Below are 24,752 nucleotides of genomic sequence, written 5' to 3' on the forward strand. Positions count from 1 at the left end.
GGATGCGGATGTCGCCGTCGAGCAGTCGGTCGGCCCGAGGCGCGGTTCATATCCATGGGATATCTTTCGCCGTCAGCCGTGATTGATCATCACGTGGCGCACCGCCGTGTAATCTTCCAGCGCGTAGACTGACATATCCTTGCCGTAGCCCGACTGTTTGAGGCCGCCATGCGGCATCTCGTTGACCAGCATGAAATGTGTGTTGATCCAGGTGCAGCCATATTGCAGGCGGGCGGCGGTCTTCATGCCGCGGCCGATATCCTTGGTCCAGATGGAAGAGGCCAGGCCGTAGTCGCTGTCGTTTGCCCAGGCAACGGCGTCGTCGGTATCGGAGAAGCGGGTGACCGAGACGACCGGGCCGAAGACCTCGCGGCGGACGATCTCGTCGTCCTGCGTGGCGCCTGCGATGACGGTCGGGGTGAAGAAGTAGCCCTTGTCGCCGGAGACCTTGCCACCGGCGGTGATTTCCATGTGCTTGTGCTCGGAAGCACGAGCGACGAAGCTTTCGACGCGGTCGCGCTGGCGCTTGGAGATCAGTGGGCCGATCTCGTTTTCGGTATCATCGGCCTGGTTGAAGCGGATGCTCGAGACGGCGGAGGAGAGGTCGGCGACAAAATTGTCGTAGACCTTGGCATCGGCATAGATGCGGCAGGCAGCCGTGCAATCCTGGCCGGCATTGTAATAGCCGAAGGTACGGATGCCCGCGACGACGGCATCGATATCGGCATCGTCGAAGATGATGACCGGGGCCTTGCCACCGAGTTCCAGATGCGTGCGCTTGACCGTCTTGGCAGCAGCTTGCAGCACCTTCTTGCCGGTGGCGACATCGCCGGTGATCGAGACCATGCCGATTTTGGCGTGATTGATCAGCGCATTGCCGACACTTTCGCCGCGACCGAGGATGACGTTGACGACGCCCTGGGGAAGGATTTCGGAGAGTAGCTTGGCCATCTTCAGCGCCGTCAGCGGCGTCTGCTCCGAGGGTTTGAAGACGACGGTGTTGCCGCCGGCGATCGCTGGCGCCAGCTTCCAGGCCATCATCATCAGCGGATAGTTCCACGGCGCGATCGAGCCGACAATGCCGATTGGATCGCGACGGATCATCGAGGTGTGGCCGGGCAGGTATTCGCCGGCTGCTGGTGCGTGCAGGTTGCGCACGGCGCCCGCAAAAAAACGATAACAATCGACGATCGCCGGGATTTCGTCGTTCAGCACCGCATTGATCGGCTTGCCGCAGTTCAGCGCTTCCAGCGTGGCGAAGCCGACGGCATCCTTTTCGATTGCATCGGCGATCTTCAGCAGGTAGCCGGAGCGCTCGCCGGGCGTTGTCTGTGACCAGGTCTTGAAGGCCTTTTCGGCGGCGTCGACGGCAGCGTCGACCTGGGAAAGCGACGCTTCGGCAAGGTCCAGCACCGTCTCGCCCGTCTTGGGGTTCAGGACGTGCTCTTCCGTTTCCGTGCCTTTTTCAAAGCGGGAACCGATCAACATTTGGATATCCATGATGTTCTCCCTTTTATTTGCCGCCGCCGGCGATCTGGTCGCCGTCGCGGGTGAGGTAATAGGCTGCCAGGATCGGCAGGAAGGTAACGAGCACGACGACCATGGCGACCACGTTGGTGACCGGGCGCTGGCGCGGGCGGATGAGTTCTTCGAGCATCCAGATCGGCAAGGTCGATTGCTGGCCGCCGGTGAAGGTCGTGACGATGACCTCGTCGAAGGACAGCGCGAAGGCGAGCATGCCGCCGGCAAGAAGTGCGGTGCCGATATTCGGCAGGATGACATGGCGGAAGGTCTGAAAGCCGTCGGCGCCGAGATCCATCGAGGCCTCGATCAGCGAGCCTGAGGTGCGGCGGAAGCGGGCGACCGCATTGTTGTAGACGACCACGACGCAGAAAGTGGCGTGACCGAGCACGATGGTCCAGACCGAAAACGGGATATCGAACAGGCTGAAGGCGGAACGTAGCGCAATGCCGGTGATGATGCCGGGGAGCGCAATCGGCAGGATGACGAGCAGTGAGATCGCCTCGCGGCCGAAGAATTTCGTCTGGCTGACGGCTGCCGCACAGAGCGTGCCGAGCACCAGCGCGATCGCCGTAGCGATGACGGCGACCTGCACGGAAAGCCCAAGCGCCGACCAGACATCAGGCCGGTTCCAGGCAACAGTGAACCATTGCAGCGTCAGGCCAGGCGGCGGCCACTGATAGCTCTTCTCCTCCGTCGTGAAGGCGTAGACGAAGATCAAGAGGATCGGCAGGTGCAGGAAGAGCAGCCCGCCGGCAGCTGCGATCTTCAGGGGAAGCGGCGATGTCTTGAGGTCAGAGCGCATCGAAGGCCCCCTGTTTCTTGGCGAGCCAGAGATAGAGCGCCATGATGACGATCGGCACGACGGAGAAGGCGGCCGCCAGCGGCACGTTGCCGGCCGTTCCCTGCTGGGTATAGACCGCCTGGCCGATGAAGAGCCTGGACGAGCCGATGATCTGCGGGATGATATAATCGCCCAACGTCAGCGAGAAGGTGAAGATCGAGCCGGCGACGATGCCGGGCGATGCCAGCGGCAGCAGCACGGTGCGGAAGGTCTGGCGCGGCGTGGCGCCGAGATCGGACGAGGCCTCGATCAGGTTGCCGGGCACACGCTCGAGGGCTGCCTGTGTTGGCAGGATCATATAAGGCAGCCAGATATAGACGAAGACGATGAAGGTGCCGAGGTAGCTCACCGAGAGCGAATTGCCGCCGATAACAGGCAGGTTCAGGAGTCCGTCCAGCAGCCAGGAGAGATGCAGCTTCTCGAAGATCCAGGTGAGGATGCCTTCCTTGGCGAGGATCAGCTTCCAGGCGTAGATCTTGACGAGATAGCTCGACCAGAGCGGCAGCATGATGCCGAGATAGAAAAGCGCCTTCCATTTGCCTTGCGCATAACGCGCTGTGTAGTAGGCGATCGGGAAAGCGATAAAGGCGGAAGCGATGGTCACAAGCGCTGCCATGACGAACGTGCGGATGATGATGTCGAAATTCGTCGGGTTTAGAAGCTGCGCATAGGTCGAAAGGGTGAATTCGTAATTCACCAGGCCCGAGAAATCGTCGATCGAAAAGAAACTCTGCAGAAGCAGGGCGAGCAGCGAACCGATATAGATGATGGCGAGCCAGAGCAGCGGCGGCGTCAGCATCAGGAAGAGCAGCAGTTTCGGGTGCCGCCAGAAGGCATCGGATAGCCGGCCGAAGAGGCCGCCGCGCCCCGGAAGAATCGATGTCGCCTCATTGGTGGTGATGAAGATCGCCGTCATGCCGCGTCATCCATGTAGTGGATATCGCCGGGCTGCCAGGCAAGGCAAATGCCGGCGCCGACGACAGGCACATCTGCGCCCGCCGGCAGCATCACATGCAGCCGCGCCCCCCGCAGGCCAACGGTGAGGCGCGTGGCTGCGCCGAGGAAGCTCGCATTGTCGACCTGCGCCTCGACGCCGTCGCCGGCCAGCCGGATTGCTTCGGGACGAAGGCTAGCCCAGCGTCTTTCGCCGCCAAGCGAGGCCATCAGATCAGGCGCGATGACGTTCGACGAGCCGACGAAATCGGCGACGAAGCGGTTCTTCGGGCGGCGGTAGATATCCTGCGGCGTGCCCTCCTGGACGATGTTGCCATCGTTGAAGACGGCGACGCGGTCGGCCATGGACAGGGCCTCGCCCTGATCGTGGGTGACAAAGATGAAGGTGATGCCGAGCGCGCGCTGGAGGCTCTTCAACTCCTCCTGCATCTGTTCGCGCAGTTTCAAGTCCAGGGCGCCGAGCGGCTCGTCGAGCAGCAGCACCCTCGGCTTGTTGACGAGTGCGCGGGCCAGCGCCACGCGCTGGCGCTGGCCACCGGACAGCTGGCCGGGGCGGCGGGCGCCGTAACCCGGCAGCTTGACGAGCTCGAGGGCGTCGCCTGCCGCCTTCATCCGTTCCGCCTTGCCGATGCCCTTGACCATCAGCCCGTAGGCGACATTGTCGAGGATATTGAGATGCGGGAAGAGCGCGTAGTCCTGGAATACGGTGTTGACGTTGCGGCGATAGGGCGGGACGCCCTCGGCCGTCTCGCCGAAGATCTGGATATGGCCCGATGTCGGCTGTTCGAAGCCGGCTATCAATCGCAGGCACGTGGTCTTGCCTGAGCCGGAGGGGCCAAGCATTGCGAAGAACTCGCCCGGCGCGATCTCGAGATCGACGCCGTCGACGGCGCGAACCTGACCGAAATGGCGCGATACCTGCTGGAAACGGACGGCTGACGTCATTGGGGGCTCCGGCTTCTTTGCCTTTAGAGAGGCTGCGGTCTTGGTTTATATGACCCCGCCCCAAACCCCTCCCCACAAGGGGGAGGGGCTTAATCTGCCGTACCCCTTTCGCAAATACCTTGGCGTTTCGGCAGGAATTCGGCGGTGCCACTCGGAGCCCCTCCCCCTTGTGGGGAGGGGTAGGGCAGGGGTCTCACGCTACAACGGTCATCTCAGTGAGGGCGTAAATTACCGCCCGCCGATCACGCCGATATAATCCGACACCCAACGATGGTACGGCACGCATTCGCTCTGCGTGGCGCATTTGGCGACCGGGGTCTTCCAGAACTTGATCTTGTCGAAGTGATCGAAGCCGTTGGTGGCGCAGCCGGCATCGCCCATCAGTTCGTTGCCCTTGCACGCAGCGGGAACGGAGGGAACGGCGCCGAACCAGGCGGCAGCGTCACCCTGGACCTTGGCCTTCAGCGAATGTTCCATCCACATATAGGCGCAGTTCGGATGCTCGCTGTCGGCGTGCAGCATGGTAGTATCGGCCCAGCCGGTCACGCCTTCATCCGGGAAGGTGGAGGCGATCTTCTGCTTGTCGGCCTGCAGCAGGTTCACCTGGAAGGGCCAGGAGCCGGAAGCGACGACGCCTTCGTTCTTGAAATCGTCGATCTGGATCATCGCGTCGTGCCAGTAGCGGGAGACGAGCTTGCGCTGGCCGCGCAACAGGTCGAGGGCGGCCTTGTACTGGTCCTCGTTCAGCTCGTAGGGGTCCTTGATACCGAGATCCGGCTTATGGGCCATCAGATACATCGCGGCGTCGGCAATGTAGATCGCGCCGTCATAGGCCTGGACACGGCCCTTGTTCGACTTGCCGTCGGGCAGCGTTTGCTCTTCGAAGACGACATTCCAGCTGGTCGGCGCCTTGTCCTTGAAGGCATCGGTATTATACATCAGCACATTCGGTCCCCAGAGATAGGGCACGCCGTAATGCACGCCGCCGACCGTATACCACGGGCCGTTCTGCAGGCGCTCGTCGACGGTCTTGAAGCTCGGGATCAGATCGGTGTTGATCGGCTGGACACGCTTGCCGGCGATGAGGCGGAGCGAGGCGTCGCCCGATGCTGTGACGAGATCGAAGCCGCCCTCGTTCATCAGCGATACCATTTCATCGGAGGTGGCGGCGGTCTTGACGGAGACCTTGCAGCCGGTCTCCTTCTCGAAATCGGTGACCCAGTCGTAATTCTTGTCGGTTTCGCCGCGCTCGATATAGCCGGCCCAGGCCACGATGCTGACCGCACCTTCGCCCTTGCCGAGTGCCTTGAGCGGTTCTGCGGCGATCACCTGCGTGGCGAAGCTCACGCAGGCGATAGCTGCCGTGCAGGATTTCAAGAGATTCGTCATCATCCGTCTCCCGGTTTGGCGCCACTTCTGTGGCATTTTGTTCCCGGTTGAAAAGGTGACGTGAAAAGTTCGCTTTCGCAAATTCATTTATCAGAAAGGCGATATCGGAAATTCCGATATCAGCGGACGCGGCCGGAGCGCATGCTTTCTGCGATGCCGACAAAATCGCGTGCTGCCTGCGGCAGGCTGGACCCCTTGCGCCAGACCATACCGACCTGGACGACCGGCAGCGAGCCCGAGACATCGCGGCTTTCGATGCGGTCGCCTTCCAGCGACCACGGGCGATAGACCAGATCGGGAAGCAGCGCCACGCCGGCGCCTGTCGCAACCAGGCTGCGCACCGCCTCCACCGAGCGAGTGCGGAAGGCGACATGCGGGCGGGCGCCGAGTGCTGAGAGCAGCTTGCCGGTGTTCTCCTCGATTTCATCGACCGTCAGCATGATCAGCGGTTCGCGGGCGATATCGGCGACCGAGATGATGTCGGCCGAGACCAGCGGGTGGCCCATCGGCAGCCATAGCCGATAGGGCGAGGTTTCGAGGATTTCCGCCTGCAGCGCCATGCGGTCGCGCAGGTTTGATATCACCATGACGGCGACATCCAATTCGCCGCCGACCAGCAGATGTTCGAGATAGCCGCCATTGTCCTCGATGGCGCTGACCTCGATGCCTGGGCAGGCGCGGCGGTATCGCGCCAAGAGATCGGAGAGGACGTAGCCGGCGACAAGCGAGGTGACGCCGATGTTCAGTGTGCCGGAAAGAGCACTTTGCTGGCCGGAGAAGCTGGTCCGCGCATCGGAAACAGAGGCGAGGATCTTCGTCGCGTGGCGCAGGAACTGGTGGCCGTTATGGGTGATCGTCAGGCCACGCGGATGGCGCTCGAAGAGCTCGACACCGAGGTCGGTTTCGAGCTCCTTCAGTGCTTCGGTCACCGAGGATTGCGAGATCGAAAGATTCTGTGCGGCTCGCGTCACCGAACCCTGTTCGGCGACGGCGACGAAATATTGAACCTGGCGAAGCGTGAAGGCCATGGGCGTTTAGAGCATGGCGGAACAGGCCATGACAAGCGGCCGGAAAAAGCGGACCTTTTTTGGTGTTTTCCCAAAATGGGTCAGGCTTCGCATGCCCACTTAAACTTTCGGAAACGTCATTTCCTTAGCGTTCTCAACACTTGTCCTGCGTTGGAGTTTCAGATGGCGGAGCAGTTGGCGTGAAGGCCTTACTGCGCATCTTCCGGCCTTCCCGGAAATTGGCAATCATCATCGGTGGAGTCGCTCTTCTCACGGGCGTTTCCGGCGGTGCGGCGGTCTATGTCGGCAAGGACAGGCTGATCGGCGCAGCTGGTGGTGGCTACGGGCTCGAATGCAGCGACGTCAACCTGGTGACGATCCGGAAGCAGGACCACGTCTGGGTACGCAAATACATCAAGACCGAACCGACCGATGGGATGACCCGCGTCAAGACCGCGCTTCGGGTCGCCCAGGCCGTTTATGCCGCGCAAAAGCCGGATCTGGTCCAGGTGGTGGTGCTTGATGAGAATGGCCCGACGCTGCGTGCCGACATTCGCGGCCGGGCGATCGGCGCCGACGTCGTCTATATCCCGCATCCCGACAAGACCGTTCCCGGCCTCGACGACAAATCCTACACAGCGCGCTACTACGACGGCAAGGCCAGCGAAAACGGACTGTTCTTTGGTGAACGGATAGAGATGCCGTTTGATGAGATCGCCATGATCAGCGCCGCTTTCAAGGATCCGGAGGATTGCGTCGACCCGGTCGCGGTTGCCTCGACTAAAAGCGAGGAAAAGGTCAAGAAGGCCGCAGGCGGCGGGCATGGCGCAGCGCCGGCAGCCGAAAGCGAAGCCGCGCCGGCTGCAGGCGGCCACGGCGCAGATGCGGTCGCAGAGGCGCCGGCCGAAGAGCCGCCGGCTGAAGCCGCCAAGGCCCACTGAACAGCGGTCATGAAAAAAGCGGAGCGCCGAGAGGCACTCCGCTTGCCATTTTCGACCTGTCTTCCGGTCAGTCGGCTTTGTTGCGGCGGGCCGGGAAGAGTATGACATCGCGGATCGACGGCGCATTGGCCAGAAGCATGATGAGACGGTCGACGCCGATGCCGAGGCCACCTGCTGGCGGCATGCCCTGGTCGATGGCGTCGAGGAATTCCTCGTCCAGCTGCTTTTCCTTTTCGCCGCGGGCATGCGCCAGTTCGAGCTGCTCGACCATGCGGCGGCGCTGCTCCTCGGGATCGTTCAGTTCCGAGAAGGCGTTGCCGAGTTCCCAGGCGTTGCAATAGGTCTCGAAGCGCTCGACGAGGCGCGGCTCGCCCGGCACTTCCTTGGCGAAGGGCGAGATGTCCTTCGGGAAATGCGTGACATGCGACGGCTGGATCAGCGTGGATTCGACCTTTTCCTCGAAGATGAAGGCGAGGCATTCGCCCCAGGTCCAATCCTTCTCGACCGCAAAGCCGGCAGCTTTGGCGGCGGCGCGCGCCTCTTCATCGGTCTTGATGGCGAGGAAGTCGATGCCGGTCGCTTCCTTGACGGCATCGGGCATCGGAACGCGCTTGAACGGACCCTTGAAGGACATGGTCTTGTCGCCGAAGGGGAATTCCGTCGTGCCGTGAATGGAGAGCGCCAAACTTTCGAACAGCCGCTCGACGAGGTCCATGATGTCCTCGTAATCGGCATAGGCCCAGTAACACTCCATCATGGTGAATTCGGGATTGTGCCGGGTGGAGACGCCTTCGTTGCGGAAGTTCCGGTTGATCTCGAAGACCTTGTCGGTCAGCCCCGAGACCAGCGTGCGCTTGAGGTACAATTCCGGCGCGATGCGCAGGTACATGTCGAGCTTCAGCGTATTGTGATGCGTCTTGAACGGCTCGGCGGTGGCGCCGCCATAGACCGAATGCAGCATCGGCGTCTCGACTTCCATGAAGCCGTCATTTTCCATGAAGCGGCGGATGCCGGAGAGGATCTTCGAGCGCTGCTGGAAGCGGAGCTTCGAATCCTCGTTGGTCATGATGTCGAGGTGGCGCTTGCGATAGCGCAACTCGATGTCGGAGAGACCGTGCCACTTTTCCGGCATTGGCAGCAGCGACTTCGTCAGCATGGTGATCGTCTGCGCGTTGATCGTCAGCTCCCCGCGCTTGGTGCGGCGCACGATACCGGTGACGCCGATGATGTCGCCGATGTCGATCATCGGCAGAAGCGCGCGGGCTTCTGCCGGGGTCGTGTCCTTGTGACTGAAAATCTGGATCTTGCCGCCGGCATCGTGGACGTCCATGAACATGCCGGAGTTGCGCGACGAGTATACGCGGCCGGCGACGGTGACGACATCCTGCGTCTCGACGTCAGGTTCCAGGTTCTCGTATTTCGCGATCAGCTCGGCATTGGTCATCGTGCGGTGGAAATGCGCCGGATAGACCTCGCCGATCTGCTCGCGCAATAGCTTCAGCTTCTGGGCGCGCACTTCCGTCGCGTCGGAGGAAAGGGGGTTTTCGGTCTTGTTGTCAGCCACTATCGAATCCTCTGACTGTTCTTACTTCGCGCCGACGAGGGCGGCGACCGCCTGCGAGGCGAGCTTCAGGCGCTGTCGCACGACGGACCGGCCGAGGATCGCCATGGAATCGAAGAGCGGCAGCGAGCGCGATGAGCCGGATACGGCGACGAAGAGCGGTGAGACCACGACCTTCAGCTTCTTGCCCATACGGTCGGCGATCGCGCGCAGCTCCGCCTCGATCGTCTCGACGTTCCATTCCAGGATCTTTTCGAGATCCGGCTGAACGGTGTTGAGGATCTCCAGGATCTCTTCCGGCGGTGACTTGATCTTGGCGAAGTCGGAAGGCTGCAGGCCAAGATCGGACTTCAGCAGGAAGCCGGCGAGATCGGGCAGCTCGCCGAGCTTGGAAATGCGCGTTTGCGACAGGCGCAGACCTTCCTTCAGGCGGTCGTTTTCCATCGCCCAGGTCAGTACACGGGCCTGGAATTCCTCTTCGGACAGCTTCTCGCGGATCCAGCGGCCATTCAGCCAATCGAGCTTCTGAATGTCGAAGATCGCACCGGCCTTGGAGAGGTTTTCCGGATCGAACTTCGCGGAGAGTTCGTTGATATCAAGCAGCTCTTCGCCTTCGGCGATCTGGATGAAGAACAGGCCGAGGAAGTTCATCAGCGCTTCCGGGATATAGCCGAGCGCGGAGTAATAAGAGATCGAGGTCGGGTTCTTGCGCTTCGACAGCTTCGACTTGTCGGCATTGCGCATCAGCGACAAATGCATGAAGACCGGCTCGTCCCAGCCGAAATAGCGATAGAGCAGGATGTGCTTCGGCACCGAAGCCAGCCATTCCTCGCCCCGCGCCACATGGGTGATCTTCATCAGATGGTCGTCGATGACGTTGGCCATGTGATAGGTCGGCATGCCATCAGCCTTGACAAGCACTTGCATGTCGACGGAATCCCAGGGGATGCTGACATCGCCGTAGACGCCGTCCGTGAAGTCGCAGGAGCCTTCGGCCGGGATCTTCATGCGGATGACGGTCGTCTCGCCAGTGGCCATGCGCGAGGTGACTTCCTCGGCCGTGAGGTTGAGGCAGAGACCATCGTACTTCGGCGGCTTGCCGGCGGCGCGCTGGGTTTCGCGCATCTGCTCCAGCCGCGCGGGCGTGCAGAAACAGCGGAAGGCATGGCCCTTGTCCAGCAATTCTTGCCCGTAAGGCTGGTACATTTCCTTGCGGTCAGACTGGCGATAGGGGCCGTAGGGGCCGCCGATATCAGGGCCTTCCTTCCATTCCAGCCCGCACCATTTCAGTGCGTCCAACACCTTCGTTTCGAATTCCGGGGTCGAGCGCGTCGCATCTGTATCCTCGATGCGCAGGATGAACTCGCCGCCGTGCTTCTTGGCAAAAAGGTAGTTGAAAAGAGCGATGTAAGCAGTGCCGACATGCGGCTCGCCGGTCGGCGAGGGAGCGATGCGGACGCGGACGCCGGTAGCTGTCCCGGAAACTGTCATTGTGTGTGCCCGTCGATAAGTGCCGGACGGCTTTTATGGGGAAAGCGACGTTCGGCCGGAAGGATGCAGATATCTTCATCGGCAAACCGGCCGGAAACGGGCATGCGCCCGCACCATCCGCCGATCGTCCGTTCGGCTGGCCTTAGGCCATATTCAACCGGTCGCGTCAAGAAAAACCACGCCTGCAAAGGCCTGATGGCGGTGCGTGAGGGCGCGCCGGTTCCGCCGCGCCCTCCTGCCCAAGCCTCAATGGGCGGCGTCGCGTTTGCGCTTGCGGGCGTTGCGCGCGAACATGTTCAGCACCTCGACCAGCGCCGAGAAGGCCATGGCGGCATAGACGTAGCCCTTCGGCACATGGAAGCCCATGCCGTCGGCGATCAGTGTCGTACCGATCATCAGCAGGAAGGCGAGCGCCAGCATGACGATCGTCGGGTTCCGCTCGATGAAGTTGGCGAGGGGCGTCGCGGCGACCAGCATGACGGTGACGGCGGCGACGACTGCGACCACCATGATCGGCAGATGCGGCGTCATGCCGACGGCGGTGATGATGCTATCGACGGAGAAGACGAGGTCGAGCAGCAGGATCTGGCCGATGGCCGATGCAAAACCTGTCGTGGTCGACTTGGCGATGAAATCCTCCTGATGATCTTCCGGATCGACGGTGTGATGGATTTCCTTGGTGGCCTTCCAGACGAGGAACAGGCCGCCGGCGATCAGGATCAGGTCCTTCCAGGAGAAGCCGTGGCCGAAGGCTTCAAACAGCGGTTCGGTCAGCTGCACGATCCAGGCAATGGTGCCGAGCAGGACGAGACGCATGACGAGCGCAAGACCGATACCGATCTTGCGGGCCTTCTCCCGGTGCTCTGGCGGCAGTTTGTTGGTGAGAATGGAAATGAAGATCAGGTTGTCGATCCCGAGAACGACTTCCATCACCACCAGCGTGATGAGCGCCACCCAGGCGGCCGGATCCTGAATGAGCGTCATGATTTCCTGCATCAGCGTATATCCCTTTCGCGTCACATACGTGAATGACGCTCGCAATGTAATGTTGCCGGCCTGCCAGGCAAGCGCCGCAAGGGGGTATACGAAACCGATGTGACTTTTATTCCCTGGAACAGGATGATTTAAGGCCGGGTCGGCCTTAAATTTGAATCCTGTTCTAAATTAAAGAGTTACAGCATGATGTCGTCCGAAAACCGCTCGCACCTTTCGGCATCAGGCTCTGATCGGCAACCAGATTTCGGTGACGCCCATGCCGGTATAGGGGTCGAAGCGCTCGTCGTAGCGTTCGAACATGTCGGGTGTCTCGCCATGCTCCAGCCCTGAGGTCGGCCACCACGTGCCGAAGATCCGGTTCATTGTCGCTGGAATGCCGGAGACGTGGCCGCGATGGGCAAAGACGACGTAGCGCTGGCCTGGAAGCTTGAGCGTTGCAAAATCCGCCGGCAGATCGCCGGCATCGGAGATTTCGACCGCGGCCATATAGCGGAATTTCTCCGCTTCGCCGTCGATATGCGTACAGATGCCGTAGGCGACATTGCCTTTCTGACCGGAGATATGTCCGAAATGGGCATTGAATTTCTGCCAGAGAGAGGGAATGGCGGCGTTGCCGCCATAGGGGTAGATCTCCTGCAAGCCGGCAAACAGTTTCGGTTGGAGGGTTTCGAAGCGGGGCGGTTCGAGGTCGTTGAGGTAGGCGGGGTCCATTCTGATCGGCTCCAGCAAGACAAGGTTACGGGCGTGCCCCTGTCTGCGCACCGCATCCGGCGTCATGCCGAACTGGTCGCGGAAGGCACGGGTGAAGGCCTCGTGCGAGCCGTAGCCCGCACAAAGGGCAACCTCGAGAATGGTGGATGAACCGCCGACCAGTGTGGGCACGGCGCGGCTGAGGCGCCGCCCTCTTATATAGCCGCTGATCGAGTGGCCGGTGACGAGCCCGAAGACGCGCGACAGATGGTAGCGCGACGATCCGGCTGCTTCCGATATCTCTTCCAGCGATATATCGCTTTCGAAATGGCTCTCGATGAACCAGATCGCCCGTCCGACGGCGCTCATCCTCATTCTCCTGATTGCAGCTTCTTCCTTAGAGGAAGGCCGGCAGCCGGACTTGATCGCTGTTGCGGGATTTTGGCCGATGGAGCGCGACGGTCAAGTGTTCGGTCGGGCGGTCTCGTGCCGGCGCGCGCCGTAGGCGGCCATGAAGACCCGGATCGCGCCACGGATGACGCGCTCGATTTCGTCACGCGGCGGCGGCTCTTCCATGCTTCCGAACAGGCGGAGCTTGAAGAAACTACCGCTGGCGAGATCGAGGAACTGGCCGGCGGCGAGATCGATGTCGTCGATCTCGAGTGCGCCTTCGGCGATGTGCCGTTCCAGGAAGTCGCGCATGATGGTGCGCAGGTTTTCCGGGCCCCTGAAGAAGCGTTGACAGAGCACCGGCATACGGTCGCGAACGCCGAGAACGGTGCGCATCGCGCTGATGACCTTTTCATCGGTCATGTGGGTGACGAAGCTTATCCCGAATTCGTACAGGCCGGCCTCGGGATCGTCATGTTCGGCAAGCGCCGTGCGCACGGCCGCCACGAAGGCGGCGCGCTCGGTCTCGATCATCGCCGAAAACAGTTCTTCCTTGTTGGTGAAATAGACGTAGAGCGTTCCCTTGGAGACTCCGGCCTCGCGCGTCACGTCGTTCATGCTGGCGGCGTCGAAACCCATCTTCATGAAGACACGCTTGGCGCCGGCGAGGATCTGCTGGCGCTTGGCCGGATCTTCGCCTGCGGCAAATCGGCCTCCGGCAGCAGGAGGACTGAATACGGCGGCGTGGTCGGGTTTCAGCGTCATATCCTCTTAACCGTGTTGACGGTTTCGCATTTTCTTTAAAGAAACCGAACCGATTGGTTCTATACATCTTGATATGACGATAAAACAGGTTTAAGTCAACTGAACCGAACCGTTCAGTTCGATTATTTACTCCAAGATCGGTAAAGTGGCCATGTCGAGCAACCAGAAGAGCAATGTCGCGCGGATCGTCAGCGAAAACGCCGAGACCGAAGAGCTAAAGGCCGAGGTCGCTGGCGTTGCAGAAGCTCCGGTGGCGGAAGCTCGCGAAGTGCCGTCTGCCCCCGCGCAATTGGCGCCGGCTTCGGTCGCCGCACCCGCAACTGCGAAGAAGCGCCGTAGCCCGGTGCTACCGATCGTCGTGCTCGCCCTTCTCGCAGGCGGCGGCTGGTATGGTTACGAATGGTGGACGAACGGCCGCTTCATGGTGTCGACCGACGACGCCTATATCGAAGGCGATATCGCAACGATTTCGCCAAAGGTCACGGGCTACGTCGCGAAGGTGAACGTCGTCGCCAACCAGGAAGTCAAAGCGGGCGACGTGCTTGCCACGCTTGATAACGGCGACTATCAGAACGCCCTCGACTTGGCCCAGGCACAGATCGTCACCGAACAGCTTTCGCTACAGCGTATCGACGCGCAGATCGAAGGCGCGAATGCGAGCCTCGTGCAGGCGCAGGCGCAGAAGGTGGCACTCGAAGCGGCCGTTCGCGGTGCCGAGATCACCCAGAAGCGCCAGAGCGATCTTCATGCGAAGTCGGTCGGGACCGCCGCCGATCTCGACAACGCCAATATCGCCCTCGACCAGGCCAAGGCCAATCTTGCCGGCGGTGACGCCAACATCACCGCTGCGCAGGCCAACATCACCATTCTCCAGGCTCAGCGCAAGGAAGCCGAAGGCTCGGTCCGTTCGCTTGAGATCTCGCGCGACAAGGCCGTCCGCGACCTTTCTTTCACAGTGCTCAAGGCGCCTTATGACGGCATTGTCGGCAACCGCTCCGTCCAGGAAGGCGACCTCGTCTCTCCCGGCCAGCGCCTGATGGCGCTCGTTCCGGTGCGCCAGCTCTATATCGATGCCAATTTCAAGGAAACGCAGATCCAGCATCTGGTGCCGGGCTCGAAAGTCAACGTCCATGTCGATGCCTATAGCGATCATCCGATCGTCGGCACCGTCGCATCGATCTCACCGGCTTCAGGCTCGGTCTTTTCGATGCTGCCGCCGGAAAACGCCACGGGCAATTTCACCAAGGTGATCCAGCGGGTACCAGTGCGCATAGCGCTGCCGCAGGATGCGCTCGACAGCGGGCGCCTGCGCGCGGGCCTGAGCGTCGTCGTCGACGTCGACACCCGTACGGCGCCGAGCAAGTAGGCCTTCAGAGCAATTCCAGCAAAAGTGTGCAGCGGTTTTGCGTCCGGAATTGCGTGAAAACAAAGAGATAGAGCAATTCCGTGATTCGAAGAAAAACGGAATTGCTCTGGAAAAGGCGGAGGTGATCTGATGGCCGGGAGCGCGACAGCAACAGCGGGAACGATTCCGGCAGCGCCTGCCCATGCCGACGACCGCATGGATCCGAAGAAGCTCATCGCCTTCTTCGCGATGGTGCTTGGCATGTTCATGTCGATCCTCGACATCCAGATCGTCTCGGCCTCGCTTGCGGAGATCCAGGCCGGCCTTTCGGCAGGCAGCGACGAGGTCGGCTGGGTGCAGACGGCTTATCTGATCGCCGAAGTGATCATGATCCCGTTGTCTGGCACGCTGGCGCGCATTATTTCGACGCGTTATCTCTTCGCGATCTCGGCCGCCGGCTTCACCATGGCGAGCGCGCTTGCGGCGACGGCGACGAATATCGACCAGATGATCGTCTACCGCGTCATCCAGGGCTTCATCGGCGGCGGCATGATCCCGTCGGTTTTCGCGGCTGCCTTCACCATCTTCCCGCCTTCGAAGCGCAGCATTGTCTCGCCGATCATCGGCCTGATCGCGACGCTGGCACCGACCATCGGCCCGACGGTCGGCGGTTATCTCAGCCACGCCTTCTCCTGGCACTGGCTGTTCCTGGTCAACATCGTTCCCGGCATCATCGTCACGATCGTCACCTGGAATTTCATCGATTTCGACAAGCCGGAACTGTCGCTCTTCAAGAAATTCGACTGGTGGGGGCTGATTTCGATGGGCGTGTTCCTCGGCGCGCTGGAATATGTGCTCGAAGAGGGCAATTCGAACGATTGGTTCAACGACAGCTCCATCACCATCGCAGCGGTTGCCTCCGCCGTTGCAGCCATCGTCTTCTTCTATCGCGCCTTCACGGTGGATTTCCCCGTCGTTGACTTGAAAGCTTTCGCGAATCGGAATTTCTCCTTTGGCTCGGTGTTTTCCTTCGTCATGGGCATCGGCCTCTATGGCCTCACCTATATCTATCCGGTCTATCTCGGGCGCATCCGCGGCTATGATTCACTAATGATCGGCGAGACGATGTTCGTCTCCGGGCTGGCGATGTTCTTCACCGCGCCGATCGCCGGACGATTGTCGACCAAGATGGACCTGCGCCTGATGATGGCGATCGGCTTCGTCAGCTTCGCCGCCGGCACCTTTATCATGATGCATCTGACGGCGGATTGGGATTTCTACGAACTCTTCATCCCGCAGATCCTGCGCGGCTTCGGGCTGATGATGTGCATGGTGCCGATCAACAATATCGCGCTCGGAACGATGCCGCCCTCGCGCATCCGCGGCGCGTCCGGCCTGTTCAACCTCACCAGAAATCTCGGCGGCGCCGTCGGCCTTGCTGTCATCAACACCGTGCTCACCAACCGGCAGGACGTGCATTACGAGCGGCTGCGGGAGAATATGGACTGGGGCAATCCGGCGGCGATCGACCAGATGAACAACATGGCCGCCAATTTCAACACTTACGGCATGGATGGCGCCTCGCTCGCGATCAAGCAGATGGTCGGCCTTGCCACCAAGCAGGCGATCATCCTCTCCTTCAGCGACGTGTTCCTGATCCTGACCGCACTCTTCCTTGCCATGATCCTCGGTGTCGCCATGATCAAGAAACCCGCGCCGCAAGGCGGGGGAGGCGGTGGCGGCCACTGACCTCCGGCCTGCCGCCCCTTGAAAAGGCCCTCTCCGGAGGGCCTTTTTGTTGCTGTTTTCCGGCCGCTGTGTCATCAGGCGGATGATCGTCGGCTGGATCGGTCCGACTCGGGTAGGCAATACTGGGAAAACGAAGCGGGAATCGGCTCGCTCGATTTTTTTGATTTACGTACATCAAAATTGACGCTAATGGTCTCATCAGGAGGAATGATGAGGCCAACCGTTCACGATATCGCCGCTGCCGCCGGTGTCAGTCTGGCGACTGTCGACCGTGTTCTCAACCAGCGGCCCGGTGTGCGCCACGTCACGCGCGAAAAGGTCGAGACCGCGATCCGCGAGCTCGGTTATATCAGAGACGTCGCCGCCGCCAATCTTGCCAAGGGGCGCACCTATCCCTTGGTCTTCATCCTTCCGGCCAGCGACAATTCCTTCATGCACGGGCTCAATGCCGAGATCCGCCAGGCGATCGTCCGCTCGTCGGCCGAACGCACCGATATCCGCACCATCGAGGTGCCGGCCTTCGATCCCGCCGCCCTGGTCTCCGTGCTTGAAGGGCTTTCCCGGGAAAAGCCATGCGGCATTGCGCTGGTTGCGACAGATGCGCCCGAAGTACGCGCCGCCGTCGACAGGTTGGTTCGCGAGCGCTTTCCCGTCGTCACCCTGGTTTCCGATCTTACGGGGTCGCTACGCCATCACTATGCCGGCGTAGACAATATCGCAGCCGGCCGCACTGCGGCCCGCCTGCTCGGACGATTCCTCGGGCCGCGAAAGGGCGAAATCGCCGTGCTCGCCGGCTCCATGCTGGTGCGCGACCATCGCGAGCGGCTGGAGGGATTCACCGCCGTCATGGCGCAGGAATTTCCCGATCTGGCGATCCTGCCGGTTCTCGAAGGCCGTGACGACCCGGAGGTCGCCCATATGCTCGTTGCCGACGCGCTCGGGAATGCCGGCATCATCGGCGTCTACAGTCTCGGCGCCGGCAATCGCGGCCTCATCCGGGCGTTGAAGGAGAAGGCCGTCGATCGCATACTGACCGTGATTGCCCACGAGCTGACCGCCCATACGCGCGCAGCATTGATCGACAATACCATCGATGCGATCCTCAATCAGGACGCCGGCCACGAGGTGCGCAGCGCAATCCGCGTGCTGAAAGCCAAGGCGGACGGGCTTGCCGTCATCGAAGCGCAGGAACGCATCCGTCTCGACATATTCCTGAAAGACAATCTGCCGTAACGGCAAAGGGAGAAATGCCACATGTATCTGGGTCTCGATCTCGGAACCTCCGGCGTCAAGGCGATGCTGATCGACGGTGATCAGAAGATCGTCGGCTCGGCCAATGGTTCGCTCGACGTGTCGCGTCCGCATTCCGGCTGGTCGGAGCAGGAGCCGGCCCACTGGGTGCGCGCCACGGAGGAGGCTGTCGCCGGCCTCAAGGCAAAACATCCGAAGGAGCTTGCTGCGGTCAAGGGCATCGGGCTCTCCGGCCAGATGCACGGCGCAACGCTCATCGATGCCACCGACAAGGTCCTGCGCCCCTGCATCCTCTGGAACGACACGCGCAGCTACGTCGAGGCCGCGGCACTTGATGCCGATCCGCGCTTTCGCGCGCTCACCGGCAACATCGTCTTCCCCGGCTTTACGGCGCCGAAGCTCGCCTGGATCGAAAAGCATGAGCCCGATGTCTTCGCCAAAATCGCCAAGGTGCTCTTGCCGAAGGATTATCTGCGTCTCTGGCTGACCGGCGACTATATCTCGGAAATGTCGGATTCGGCCGGCACCTCCTGGCTCGACACCGGCAAGCGCGCCTGGTCGTCCGAACTGCTCGCCGCCACCAACCTCTCCGAGGAGCAGATGCCGACGCTCGTCGAAGGCACCGAGCAGGCTGGTAAGCTGCGGTCCGAACTGGCGGCGCAATGGGGTATGTCAGGTGATGTCGTCGTTGCCGGCGGCGCCGGCGACAATGCGGCCTCGGCCTGCGGCATGGGTACGGTCAGCGATGGCGCAGCCTTCGTCTCGCTCGGCACATCAGGCGTGCTTTTTGCTGCCAACGCTTCCTATTTGCCGAAGCCGGAAAGTGCCGTGCATGCCTTCTGCCACGCGCTGCCGAACACCTGGCACCAGATGGGTGTCATCCTGTCGGCCACCGATGCTCTCAACTGGCATTCCGGTGTGACCGGCAAGTCGGCCGCCGATCTCACCGGCGAACTCGGCGAGACGCTGAAGGCGCCCACCGGAGTCACCTTCCTGCCCTATCTCTCCGGCGAGCGCACGCCGCACAATGATGCGGTCATCCGCGGCGCCTTCATCGGCCTCGAACATGAAAGCAGCCGTGCCGTTCTCACCCAGGCGGTGCTCGAAGGTGTCGCCTTCGCCATTCGCGACAATCTCGAAGCGCTGCGTTCGGCCGGCACCGGCATATCCCGGGTGACGGCAATCGGCGGCGGTTCGCGCTCGCGTTACTGGCTGGCGTCGATCGCGACCGCGCTCGGCGTTCCGGTCGACCTGCCGGCCGACGGCGATTTCGGCGCGGCCTTCGGCGCTGCCCGTCTCGGCCTGATTGCGGCAACAGGCGCCGATCCCATTGCCGTCTGCACGCCGCCGGTGACGGCGGGCACGATCGAGCCGGTGTCGTCGCTGAGCGGCGCATATGAGGATGCGTATACGCGCTACCGCGCGACCTACCCTGCGATTAAGTCGCTGGCCCATTGAGCACTGGTGCCGGTGGCCCCCTCATCCGCCTGCCGGCACCTTCTCCCCGCTGGGGAGAAGAGGTTCGCAGCGGCGCCTCATTCCCCCTCTCCCCTGGGGGAGAAGGTGGCCCGAAGGGTCGGATGAGGGGGCTGCACGGCACGAACGATAAGACTGAATTACGAACCCAAGGAGACCTAACATGAGCACCGGATTTTTCGGCGATATCCAGAAAGTGAAATACGAAGGCCCGGACAGCACCAATCCGCTGGCCTTCCGCTATTACCAGCCGGACGAGATCGTCATTGGCAAGCGCATGGAAGACCATCTGCGCTTTGCTGTGGCCTACTGGCACACCTTCACCTGGCCGGGCGGCGATCCCTTCGGCGGGCAGACCTTCCTGCGTCCCTGGTTCGAGGACACGATGAAGGCCGCCAAGCTCAAGGCCGACGTCGCCTTCGAATTCTTCTCGCTGCTCGGCTCGCCCTATTACTGCTTCCATGACGCCGACGTGCGTCCGGAAGGCAAGACTTTTGCCGAGAACACGAAAAACCTCAACGAGATCGTCGATTATTTCGCCGAGAAGCAGGCTGCAACCGGTACCAAGCTGCTCTGGGGCACGGCGAACCTCTTCTCCCACCGCCGCTATATGTCGGGCGCTGCGACCAATCCGGATCCTGACGTCTTCGCTTTCGCAGCCGCGACGGTAAAGACCTGTATCGACGCCACGCAGAAGCTCGGCGGCGAAAACTACGTGCTGTGGGGCGGCCGCGAAGGTTACGAGACCTTGCTCAACACCGATATCGGCCGTGAGCTCGACCAGCTCGGCCGCTTCCTCAACCTCGTCGTCGAATACAAGCACAAGATCGGCTACAAGGGCACGATCCTGATCGAGCCGAAGCCGCAGGAGCCGACCAAGCATCAGTATGACTACGACGTCGCAACCGTCTATGGCTTCCTCAAGAAGCACGGCCTTGAAAACGAGGTGAAGCTCAATATCGAGCAGGGCCACGCGATCCTTGCCGGCCACTCCTTCGAGCACGAGCTGGCGCTTGCCAACGCGCTCGGCATCTTCGGCTCGATCGACATGAACCGCAACGACTACCAGTCCGGCTGGGATACCGACCAGTTCCCGAACAATGTTCCCGAAATGGCGCTCGCCTACTACCATGTTCTGGCAGGCGGCGGCTTCAAGACCGGCGGCACCAACTTCGACTCGAAGTTGCGCCGTCAGTCTCTCGACCCGGCGGACCTGCTGATCGGCCATATCGGCGGCATGGATTGCTGCGCCCGTGGCCTGAAGGCCGCCGCCAAGATGATCGAGGATAAGGCTCTGTCGCAGCCGCTCGCCGATCGTTATGCCGGCTGGGAATCCGCCGAGGCGCAGAAGCTCTTCCGCGGCGAGTATTCGCTGGATGAGATCACCCACTATGTCGAGAGCCACGACGTGAACCCGCAGCCGAGATCCGGCAAGCAGGAACTGCTGGAGAACATCGTCAACCGTTACGTCTGATAAAGCGTGCCGGCGGTCATCGACCGCCGGCACAACCCTATCTGACCGCGCGCTGGCCGGAAGCTTCCAGCCTATATCGGCTTACCGTTTCAACCAGTTGCGCGACGGCGCCGAGACGGAGTTTCGAACCACCAGATCGGGCCTCAACAGGATCTCCGTTTCGGTCGGCCGGCCATCGGACAGGAGTTCCAGCAGCAGTGCCATCGCCTGCTTGCCGATTGCCGTTCTCGGCTGGCGAATCGTGGTCAGCGGCGGCGATATGAAGACGGCTTGCGGCACATCGTCGAAACCAGTCACCGAGAAATCCCGCGGAATATCGTAGCCTCGCGCGCCGAGCCCGACCATGACGCCGATCGCCGTCTGGTCGTTGACGCACATGAAGGCGGTTGGAAGCGTGTCGCGCATGAAAAGCTGTTCGACCGCATGCCGCCCGCTTTCGATCGTACCGTCGCCTTCGAGCACGATCCTGGTGTCGGGCGGGATGCCGGCGGCGTCGAGACCGGCGTCGTAACCCATGCGGCGCCTGGTATAGGCAAGCCGGGTGCGCGAATCGCCGATGAAGGCGATCTTGCGATGCCCTTCGGCCAGCAGCAGGTCCACCGCCTTGCGAGCGCCCTCGGTGTCGTCGACGCCGACATAGGGAATGCCGCCGTTGAAGACGGGCTCGAAAACGCCGACGCTCGGCGGCAGCCGGGCGGTCATGGTCTGATGCCCGAAGGGCAGGATGCCGGTGAATAGGATCAATCCGGCCGCCTGGTTGGAATTGAAGAATTTCAGATATTCCAGACCGCGCTGCGCATCGTTCTGCGTGTGGCCGATCAGGATGCCGTAGCCGTGAGCTCGCGCTTCGTTTTCCAGCCCGACCAGAATGTTGGAGAAATTGGGATCGCCGATATCGGGCGCCACCACAAGGATCATGTTGGAGCGGCCGAGCCTCAGGCTGCGCGCCATGGCGTTGGTCGTATAGCCGGTGATGGCGATCGCCTGGTTGACCTTGAGGCGGGTGGAGTTGGCGACCTTCTCCGGCATGTGGATTGCCCGGGAAACCGTCGCGATGGAGACCTCGGCGATCCGGGCGACGTCTTCGATGGTTGCGGGCGTGGAATTCGACACTTGGCTCTGCCTTGGGGCTGTCTTCGCCGCGACACTACACAGACTTGTCGAGAGGTCAAAGGCAGGCTTCAACTGTTCTGTGTAAATCAACGATGTAAACCTTTACACGATGTATGTAAAGGTTTACATAGGCCTCCAGAGCGGGTGGGATGCCGCTTTGGGAGGACCGGATGACTGTGGAAGCTGCCGACACCGCACCCGTGGTGCTGTCCGCCAGGCGCATATGCAAATCCTTCAGTGGAGTGCAGGTCCTCTTCAGCGTGAACTTCGATCTCCGCGCCGGCGAAATCCATGCGCTCATGGGTGAAAATGGTGCCGGCAAATCCACGCTGGTCAAAGTTTTATCCGGGTTCGAACAGCCGAGCTCCGGCGAGATCCTGCTCGACGGCAAGCCCGTCGTGCTGCCGCCCAATGGCGCCGCCGAGGCGCTCGGCATCGTCATCATTCACCAGGAATTCAACCTCGCCGAACATCTGACCGTGACGGAGAGCCTTTTTCTCGGGCGCGAAGTCACGCGCTTCGGCGTTCTCGACCGCAAGTATATGCGGTCGGAGACACGCAAGGTTCTCGATGTGCTCGGTTCGCATGTCGATGAGAATGCGCTGATCAGCACGCTTTCCATCGCCGACAAGCAGATGGTCGAAATCGCCAAGGCAATCAGCCGCGATGCGCGGGTGGTGTTCATGGACGAACCGACCGCAGTGCTGTCGAGTGAAGAGACCGGTATGCTGTTCAAGCAGGTTCGCAAGCTTCGCGACCAGGGTACCAGCTTCGTCTTCGTGTCCCACAAACTCGACGAAGTGATGGAGTTGACCGACCGGGTCACCGTCCTTCGCGATGGCCAATGGATCAAGACCTCGCCGACATCCGTTCTGGACGGGGAATCGATCGCGCAGCTGATGGTCGGCCGCGAACTCTCAAGCCTCTATCCCGCCAAGGTCGAGCCTGATGTCGACGAGGAGATTGTCCTCAGGGTCGCGTCGTTGTCCACGGGCTATGTGAAGGACGCAAGCTTCGAGGTGCGCAAAGGCGAGATCATCGGTTTTTCAGGCATGATCGGCTCCGGCCGCACCGAGCTGATGGAAGCGATCGCCGGGTTGCGGACCCGTCTCGAGGGCGAGGTGGTCATCAAGGGCGAAACAGTTCCCTCCGGCGACGTCCATGCCGCCAACCGCTGCGGGCTCGCCTATATGACCAAGGACCGCAAGTCGAAAGGCCTCTTGCTGCGCTCCGGCATGGTGACCAATCTGACACTGCAATCGCTCGGAAGGCACGCTCGCCACGGTTATCTCAGCCCGGGCAGCGAGGCGGCCGCGATGGCCAAGGCCAAACGCCGCTTCGATATCAGGGTTCGCGACGGCAATATCGTCGCCGGCCGGATGTCGGGGGGGAACCAGCAGAAGTTGCTGCTCGCCAAGGTCATGGAGACCGAACCTCAGATCATCATCATCGACGAGCCGACGCGCGGCATCGATGTCGGCACCAAGCAGCAGATCTATCATTTCATCTCGGCACTCGCCCGGGACGGCCGGTCGATCATCGTCGTGTCGTCGGAGATGCCGGAGGTCATCGGCCTCTGCACGAGAGTGGCGGTGATGCGCGAAGGGCGTATCGTCGGCGTGCTCGAGGGCGAGGAGATTTCCGAGCAGGAGATCATGCGTTACGCCGCCGGGCTCAAGAAGAAGGCGGCTGCCTGAAGGCTGAAGCAGGGCTTTGCCGATCAGGGCGACACATTAAGATTCCCAGAAAATATGGGACGGGAGGTTGGTTTTGGAAATGAGTGTCAACGAGGAGACCCGGGAAATCCGGCGCCGATCCTGGCGGGATGTCGACCTGCGTGCGGTCGCGCCCTTCGTCGCCCTGGCGCTGCTGCTGATTGTCGGAGCCCTGGTCAATCCCAATTTCATCGGCATCACCAACCTTGCCAATGTCGCGACACGCAGCGCCTTCATCGCCATCATCGCGGTCGGTGCGACCTTCGTGATATCAGCAGGGGATCTCGATCTGTCGGTCGGCTCGATGGTGGCCTTCGTCGCCAGCCTGATGATCCTGCTGATGAATTCGGGCGCCATCGCAAACCCGGCTTTGATGCTCGTGGTCGCGGTCGTCTTCACGATCGTCGCCGGTGCGCTCTGCGGCCTGGCGAACGGCCTGATCACGACGGTCGGCAAGATCGAGCCGTTCATCGCGACGCTCGGCACAATGGGCATCTATCGCGGCCTGACGACATGGCTGTCGCAGGGCGGCGCGATCACGCTTCGCTCCGCCGATATCCAGACGCTCTATCGCCCTGTCTATTTCGGCAATGTCGCCGGCATACCGGTGCCGATCGTGGTGATCCTGGCGGTGACGGCGGTTGCGGCCTTCATCCTCTATCGCACCCGCTACGGGCGCCATGTCGTGGCTGTGGGATCAAACAGCGACGTCGCCCGCTATTCCGGTATTGCGGTCAACCGCGTGCGCACGATCGCCTTCGTCATCCAGGGACTGTGCGTTGCCATTGCCGTGCTGCTCTATGTTCCAAGGCTTGGCTCGACATCGGCGACGACGGGCATCCTGTGGGAGCTGCAGGCGATCACGGCCGTCGTCGTCGGCGGTACGGCGCTCAAGGGCGGCGCGGGCAGGGTCTGGGGCACGATCTGCGGCGCCTTCATTCTCGAACTGGTCGGCAACATCATGCTGCTTTCGAATTTCATCAGCGAGTATCTGATCGGCGCCATCCAGGGTGCGATCATCATCATCGCAATGTTCGTCCAGCGCTCGCTGGTGCGTAAATCATGAATTGAACCGGCTTACATTTGATCGGGCTTACAGGGCGTCCGGTCCCGTATGGAAAAGTCCCTGAAGTTA

The 24,752-nt window shown here is 61.5% G+C and carries 20 protein-coding genes; 8 read left to right on the forward strand and 12 right to left on the reverse strand.

Annotated elements, in window-relative coordinates; all coding sequences use genetic code 11:
- Positions 1 to 72: 72 nt before the first annotated feature.
- The 6 genes from HFO99_RS13895 to HFO99_RS13920 all read right to left on the reverse strand — a co-directional run bounded on the left by HFO99_RS13895 (position 73) and on the right by HFO99_RS13920 (position 6,681).
- Positions 73 to 1,500, reverse strand: coding sequence for a gamma-aminobutyraldehyde dehydrogenase (locus HFO99_RS13895; RefSeq protein WP_222361815.1), 1,428 nt, complete (start codon positions 1,498 to 1,500; stop codon positions 73 to 75).
- A gap of 13 nt (positions 1,501 to 1,513) precedes the next feature.
- A complete protein-coding gene (locus tag HFO99_RS13900; protein WP_130701620.1) occupies positions 1,514 to 2,326 on the reverse strand; it encodes an ABC transporter permease in 813 nt (270 codons plus the stop codon).
- Complete coding sequence (locus tag HFO99_RS13905) at positions 2,316 to 3,281, reverse strand: ABC transporter permease (RefSeq protein ID WP_222361816.1); 966 nt, start codon at positions 3,279 to 3,281, stop codon at positions 2,316 to 2,318. The genes HFO99_RS13900 and HFO99_RS13905 overlap by 11 nt, the downstream gene beginning before the upstream one ends.
- Positions 3,278 to 4,264: an ABC transporter ATP-binding protein gene (locus tag HFO99_RS13910; RefSeq protein ID WP_222361817.1), complete on the reverse strand. Its 987-nt coding sequence runs from the start codon at positions 4,262 to 4,264 to the stop codon at positions 3,278 to 3,280. The genes HFO99_RS13905 and HFO99_RS13910 overlap by 4 nt, the downstream gene beginning before the upstream one ends.
- Before the next feature lie 228 nt (positions 4,265 to 4,492).
- Positions 4,493 to 5,653, reverse strand: coding sequence for an ABC transporter substrate-binding protein (locus tag HFO99_RS13915; protein ID WP_222361818.1), 1,161 nt, complete (start codon positions 5,651 to 5,653; stop codon positions 4,493 to 4,495).
- A 119-nt stretch (positions 5,654 to 5,772) separates the two neighbouring features.
- A complete protein-coding gene (locus tag HFO99_RS13920; protein WP_017967962.1) occupies positions 5,773 to 6,681 on the reverse strand; it encodes a LysR family transcriptional regulator in 909 nt (302 codons plus the stop codon).
- A 179-nt stretch (positions 6,682 to 6,860) separates the two neighbouring features.
- On the opposite strand from HFO99_RS13920, the gene HFO99_RS13925 reads away from it, so the two are divergent.
- Positions 6,861 to 7,601, forward strand: a complete 741-nt coding sequence (locus HFO99_RS13925; protein ID WP_222334067.1) for a hypothetical protein — start codon at positions 6,861 to 6,863, stop codon at positions 7,599 to 7,601.
- A gap of 67 nt (positions 7,602 to 7,668) precedes the next feature.
- Here the strand turns inward: HFO99_RS13925 and lysS are convergent, their stop codons facing one another.
- From lysS to HFO99_RS13950, 5 genes are all read right to left on the reverse strand, one after another.
- On the reverse strand, positions 7,669 to 9,165 hold the full coding sequence (gene lysS / locus HFO99_RS13930; protein ID WP_222361819.1) for a lysine--tRNA ligase: 1,497 nt from the start codon (positions 9,163 to 9,165) through the stop codon (positions 7,669 to 7,671).
- Between the two features lie 21 nt (positions 9,166 to 9,186).
- Positions 9,187 to 10,653: a glutamate--tRNA ligase gene (gene gltX / locus HFO99_RS13935; protein ID WP_222361820.1), complete on the reverse strand. Its 1,467-nt coding sequence runs from the start codon at positions 10,651 to 10,653 to the stop codon at positions 9,187 to 9,189.
- A 246-nt stretch (positions 10,654 to 10,899) separates the two neighbouring features.
- A complete protein-coding gene (locus HFO99_RS13940) occupies positions 10,900 to 11,649 on the reverse strand; it encodes a TerC family protein (RefSeq protein WP_222361821.1) in 750 nt (249 codons plus the stop codon).
- A gap of 219 nt (positions 11,650 to 11,868) precedes the next feature.
- Positions 11,869 to 12,708, reverse strand: a complete 840-nt coding sequence (locus HFO99_RS13945; protein WP_222361822.1) for an AraC family transcriptional regulator — start codon at positions 12,706 to 12,708, stop codon at positions 11,869 to 11,871.
- Between the two features lie 93 nt (positions 12,709 to 12,801).
- Positions 12,802 to 13,494, reverse strand: a complete 693-nt coding sequence (locus tag HFO99_RS13950; RefSeq protein ID WP_222361823.1) for a TetR/AcrR family transcriptional regulator — start codon at positions 13,492 to 13,494, stop codon at positions 12,802 to 12,804.
- Positions 13,495 to 13,645: 151 nt separating this feature from the next.
- Between HFO99_RS13950 and HFO99_RS13955 the strand changes: the two genes are divergently transcribed.
- The 5 genes from HFO99_RS13955 (at position 13,646) to xylA (ending at position 20,789) form a co-directional block, all read left to right on the forward strand.
- On the forward strand, positions 13,646 to 14,860 hold the full coding sequence (locus HFO99_RS13955) for an HlyD family secretion protein (RefSeq protein ID WP_222334076.1): 1,215 nt from the start codon (positions 13,646 to 13,648) through the stop codon (positions 14,858 to 14,860).
- Between the two features lie 129 nt (positions 14,861 to 14,989).
- Positions 14,990 to 16,588, forward strand: coding sequence for a DHA2 family efflux MFS transporter permease subunit (locus HFO99_RS13960; RefSeq protein WP_222361824.1), 1,599 nt, complete (start codon positions 14,990 to 14,992; stop codon positions 16,586 to 16,588).
- Positions 16,589 to 16,798: 210 nt separating this feature from the next.
- The gene (locus tag HFO99_RS13965; protein ID WP_222361825.1) at positions 16,799 to 17,821 is read left to right on the forward strand and encodes a LacI family DNA-binding transcriptional regulator; all 1,023 of its coding nucleotides are present in this window, start codon (positions 16,799 to 16,801) and stop codon (positions 17,819 to 17,821) included.
- A gap of 21 nt (positions 17,822 to 17,842) precedes the next feature.
- A complete protein-coding gene (gene xylB / locus HFO99_RS13970) occupies positions 17,843 to 19,297 on the forward strand; it encodes a xylulokinase (RefSeq protein WP_222361826.1) in 1,455 nt (484 codons plus the stop codon).
- Positions 19,298 to 19,478: 181 nt separating this feature from the next.
- Positions 19,479 to 20,789 (forward strand): xylose isomerase, encoded by a 1,311-nt coding sequence (xylA, locus tag HFO99_RS13975; RefSeq protein WP_222361827.1) that lies wholly within the window; start codon positions 19,479 to 19,481, stop codon positions 20,787 to 20,789.
- An 81-nt stretch (positions 20,790 to 20,870) separates the two neighbouring features.
- Here xylA and HFO99_RS13980 read toward each other — a convergent pair whose 3' ends face one another.
- Positions 20,871 to 21,902 carry a LacI family DNA-binding transcriptional regulator gene (locus tag HFO99_RS13980; protein WP_072640525.1) on the reverse strand — a complete coding sequence of 344 codons (1,032 nt, stop codon included), beginning with the start codon at positions 21,900 to 21,902 and terminating at the stop codon, positions 20,871 to 20,873.
- Positions 21,903 to 22,072: 170 nt separating this feature from the next.
- Between HFO99_RS13980 and HFO99_RS13985 the strand changes: the two genes are divergently transcribed.
- Both HFO99_RS13985 and HFO99_RS13990 read left to right on the forward strand, forming a co-directional pair.
- The gene (locus HFO99_RS13985; RefSeq protein WP_222361828.1) at positions 22,073 to 23,599 is read left to right on the forward strand and encodes a sugar ABC transporter ATP-binding protein; all 1,527 of its coding nucleotides are present in this window, start codon (positions 22,073 to 22,075) and stop codon (positions 23,597 to 23,599) included.
- A gap of 79 nt (positions 23,600 to 23,678) precedes the next feature.
- Positions 23,679 to 24,683 carry an ABC transporter permease gene (locus HFO99_RS13990; RefSeq protein ID WP_222361829.1) on the forward strand — a complete coding sequence of 335 codons (1,005 nt, stop codon included), beginning with the start codon at positions 23,679 to 23,681 and terminating at the stop codon, positions 24,681 to 24,683.
- Positions 24,684 to 24,752: the final 69 nt, after the last annotated feature.

The sequence above is a fragment of the Rhizobium leguminosarum genome (genome assembly GCF_019798305.1).
Taxonomy (GTDB): Bacteria; Pseudomonadota; Alphaproteobacteria; order Rhizobiales; family Rhizobiaceae; genus Rhizobium; species Rhizobium leguminosarum_U.

Excerpts from the sequence above, each read along its gene's own strand:
- HFO99_RS13950 (WP_222361823.1), bottom strand. The coding sequence starts at position 13,494 with ATGACGCTGAAACCCGACCACGCCGCCGTATTCAGTCCTCCTGCTGCC.
- HFO99_RS13985 (WP_222361828.1), top strand. The coding sequence starts at position 22,073 with ATGACTGTGGAAGCTGCCGACACCGCACCCGTGGTGCTGTCCGCCAGG.
- HFO99_RS13945 (WP_222361822.1), bottom strand. The coding sequence starts at position 12,708 with ATGAGCGCCGTCGGACGGGCGATCTGGTTCATCGAGAGCCATTTCGAA.
- HFO99_RS13915 (WP_222361818.1), bottom strand. The coding sequence starts at position 5,653 with ATGACGAATCTCTTGAAATCCTGCACGGCAGCTATCGCCTGCGTGAGC.
- HFO99_RS13955 (WP_222334076.1), top strand. The coding sequence starts at position 13,646 with ATGTCGAGCAACCAGAAGAGCAATGTCGCGCGGATCGTCAGCGAAAAC.
- xylA (WP_222361827.1), top strand. The coding sequence starts at position 19,479 with ATGAGCACCGGATTTTTCGGCGATATCCAGAAAGTGAAATACGAAGGC.
- HFO99_RS13940 (WP_222361821.1), bottom strand. The coding sequence starts at position 11,649 with ATGCAGGAAATCATGACGCTCATTCAGGATCCGGCCGCCTGGGTGGCG.
- HFO99_RS13895 (WP_222361815.1), bottom strand. The coding sequence starts at position 1,500 with ATGGATATCCAAATGTTGATCGGTTCCCGCTTTGAAAAAGGCACGGAA.
- HFO99_RS13910 (WP_222361817.1), bottom strand. The coding sequence starts at position 4,264 with ATGACGTCAGCCGTCCGTTTCCAGCAGGTATCGCGCCATTTCGGTCAG.
- HFO99_RS13990 (WP_222361829.1), top strand. The coding sequence starts at position 23,679 with ATGAGTGTCAACGAGGAGACCCGGGAAATCCGGCGCCGATCCTGGCGG.
- HFO99_RS13965 (WP_222361825.1), top strand. The coding sequence starts at position 16,799 with ATGAGGCCAACCGTTCACGATATCGCCGCTGCCGCCGGTGTCAGTCTG.
- HFO99_RS13905 (WP_222361816.1), bottom strand. The coding sequence starts at position 3,281 with ATGACGGCGATCTTCATCACCACCAATGAGGCGACATCGATTCTTCCG.
- HFO99_RS13960 (WP_222361824.1), top strand. The coding sequence starts at position 14,990 with ATGGCCGGGAGCGCGACAGCAACAGCGGGAACGATTCCGGCAGCGCCT.
- HFO99_RS13900 (WP_130701620.1), bottom strand. The coding sequence starts at position 2,326 with ATGCGCTCTGACCTCAAGACATCGCCGCTTCCCCTGAAGATCGCAGCT.
- gltX (WP_222361820.1), bottom strand. The coding sequence starts at position 10,653 with ATGACAGTTTCCGGGACAGCTACCGGCGTCCGCGTCCGCATCGCTCCC.
- xylB (WP_222361826.1), top strand. The coding sequence starts at position 17,843 with ATGTATCTGGGTCTCGATCTCGGAACCTCCGGCGTCAAGGCGATGCTG.
- HFO99_RS13920 (WP_017967962.1), bottom strand. The coding sequence starts at position 6,681 with ATGGCCTTCACGCTTCGCCAGGTTCAATATTTCGTCGCCGTCGCCGAA.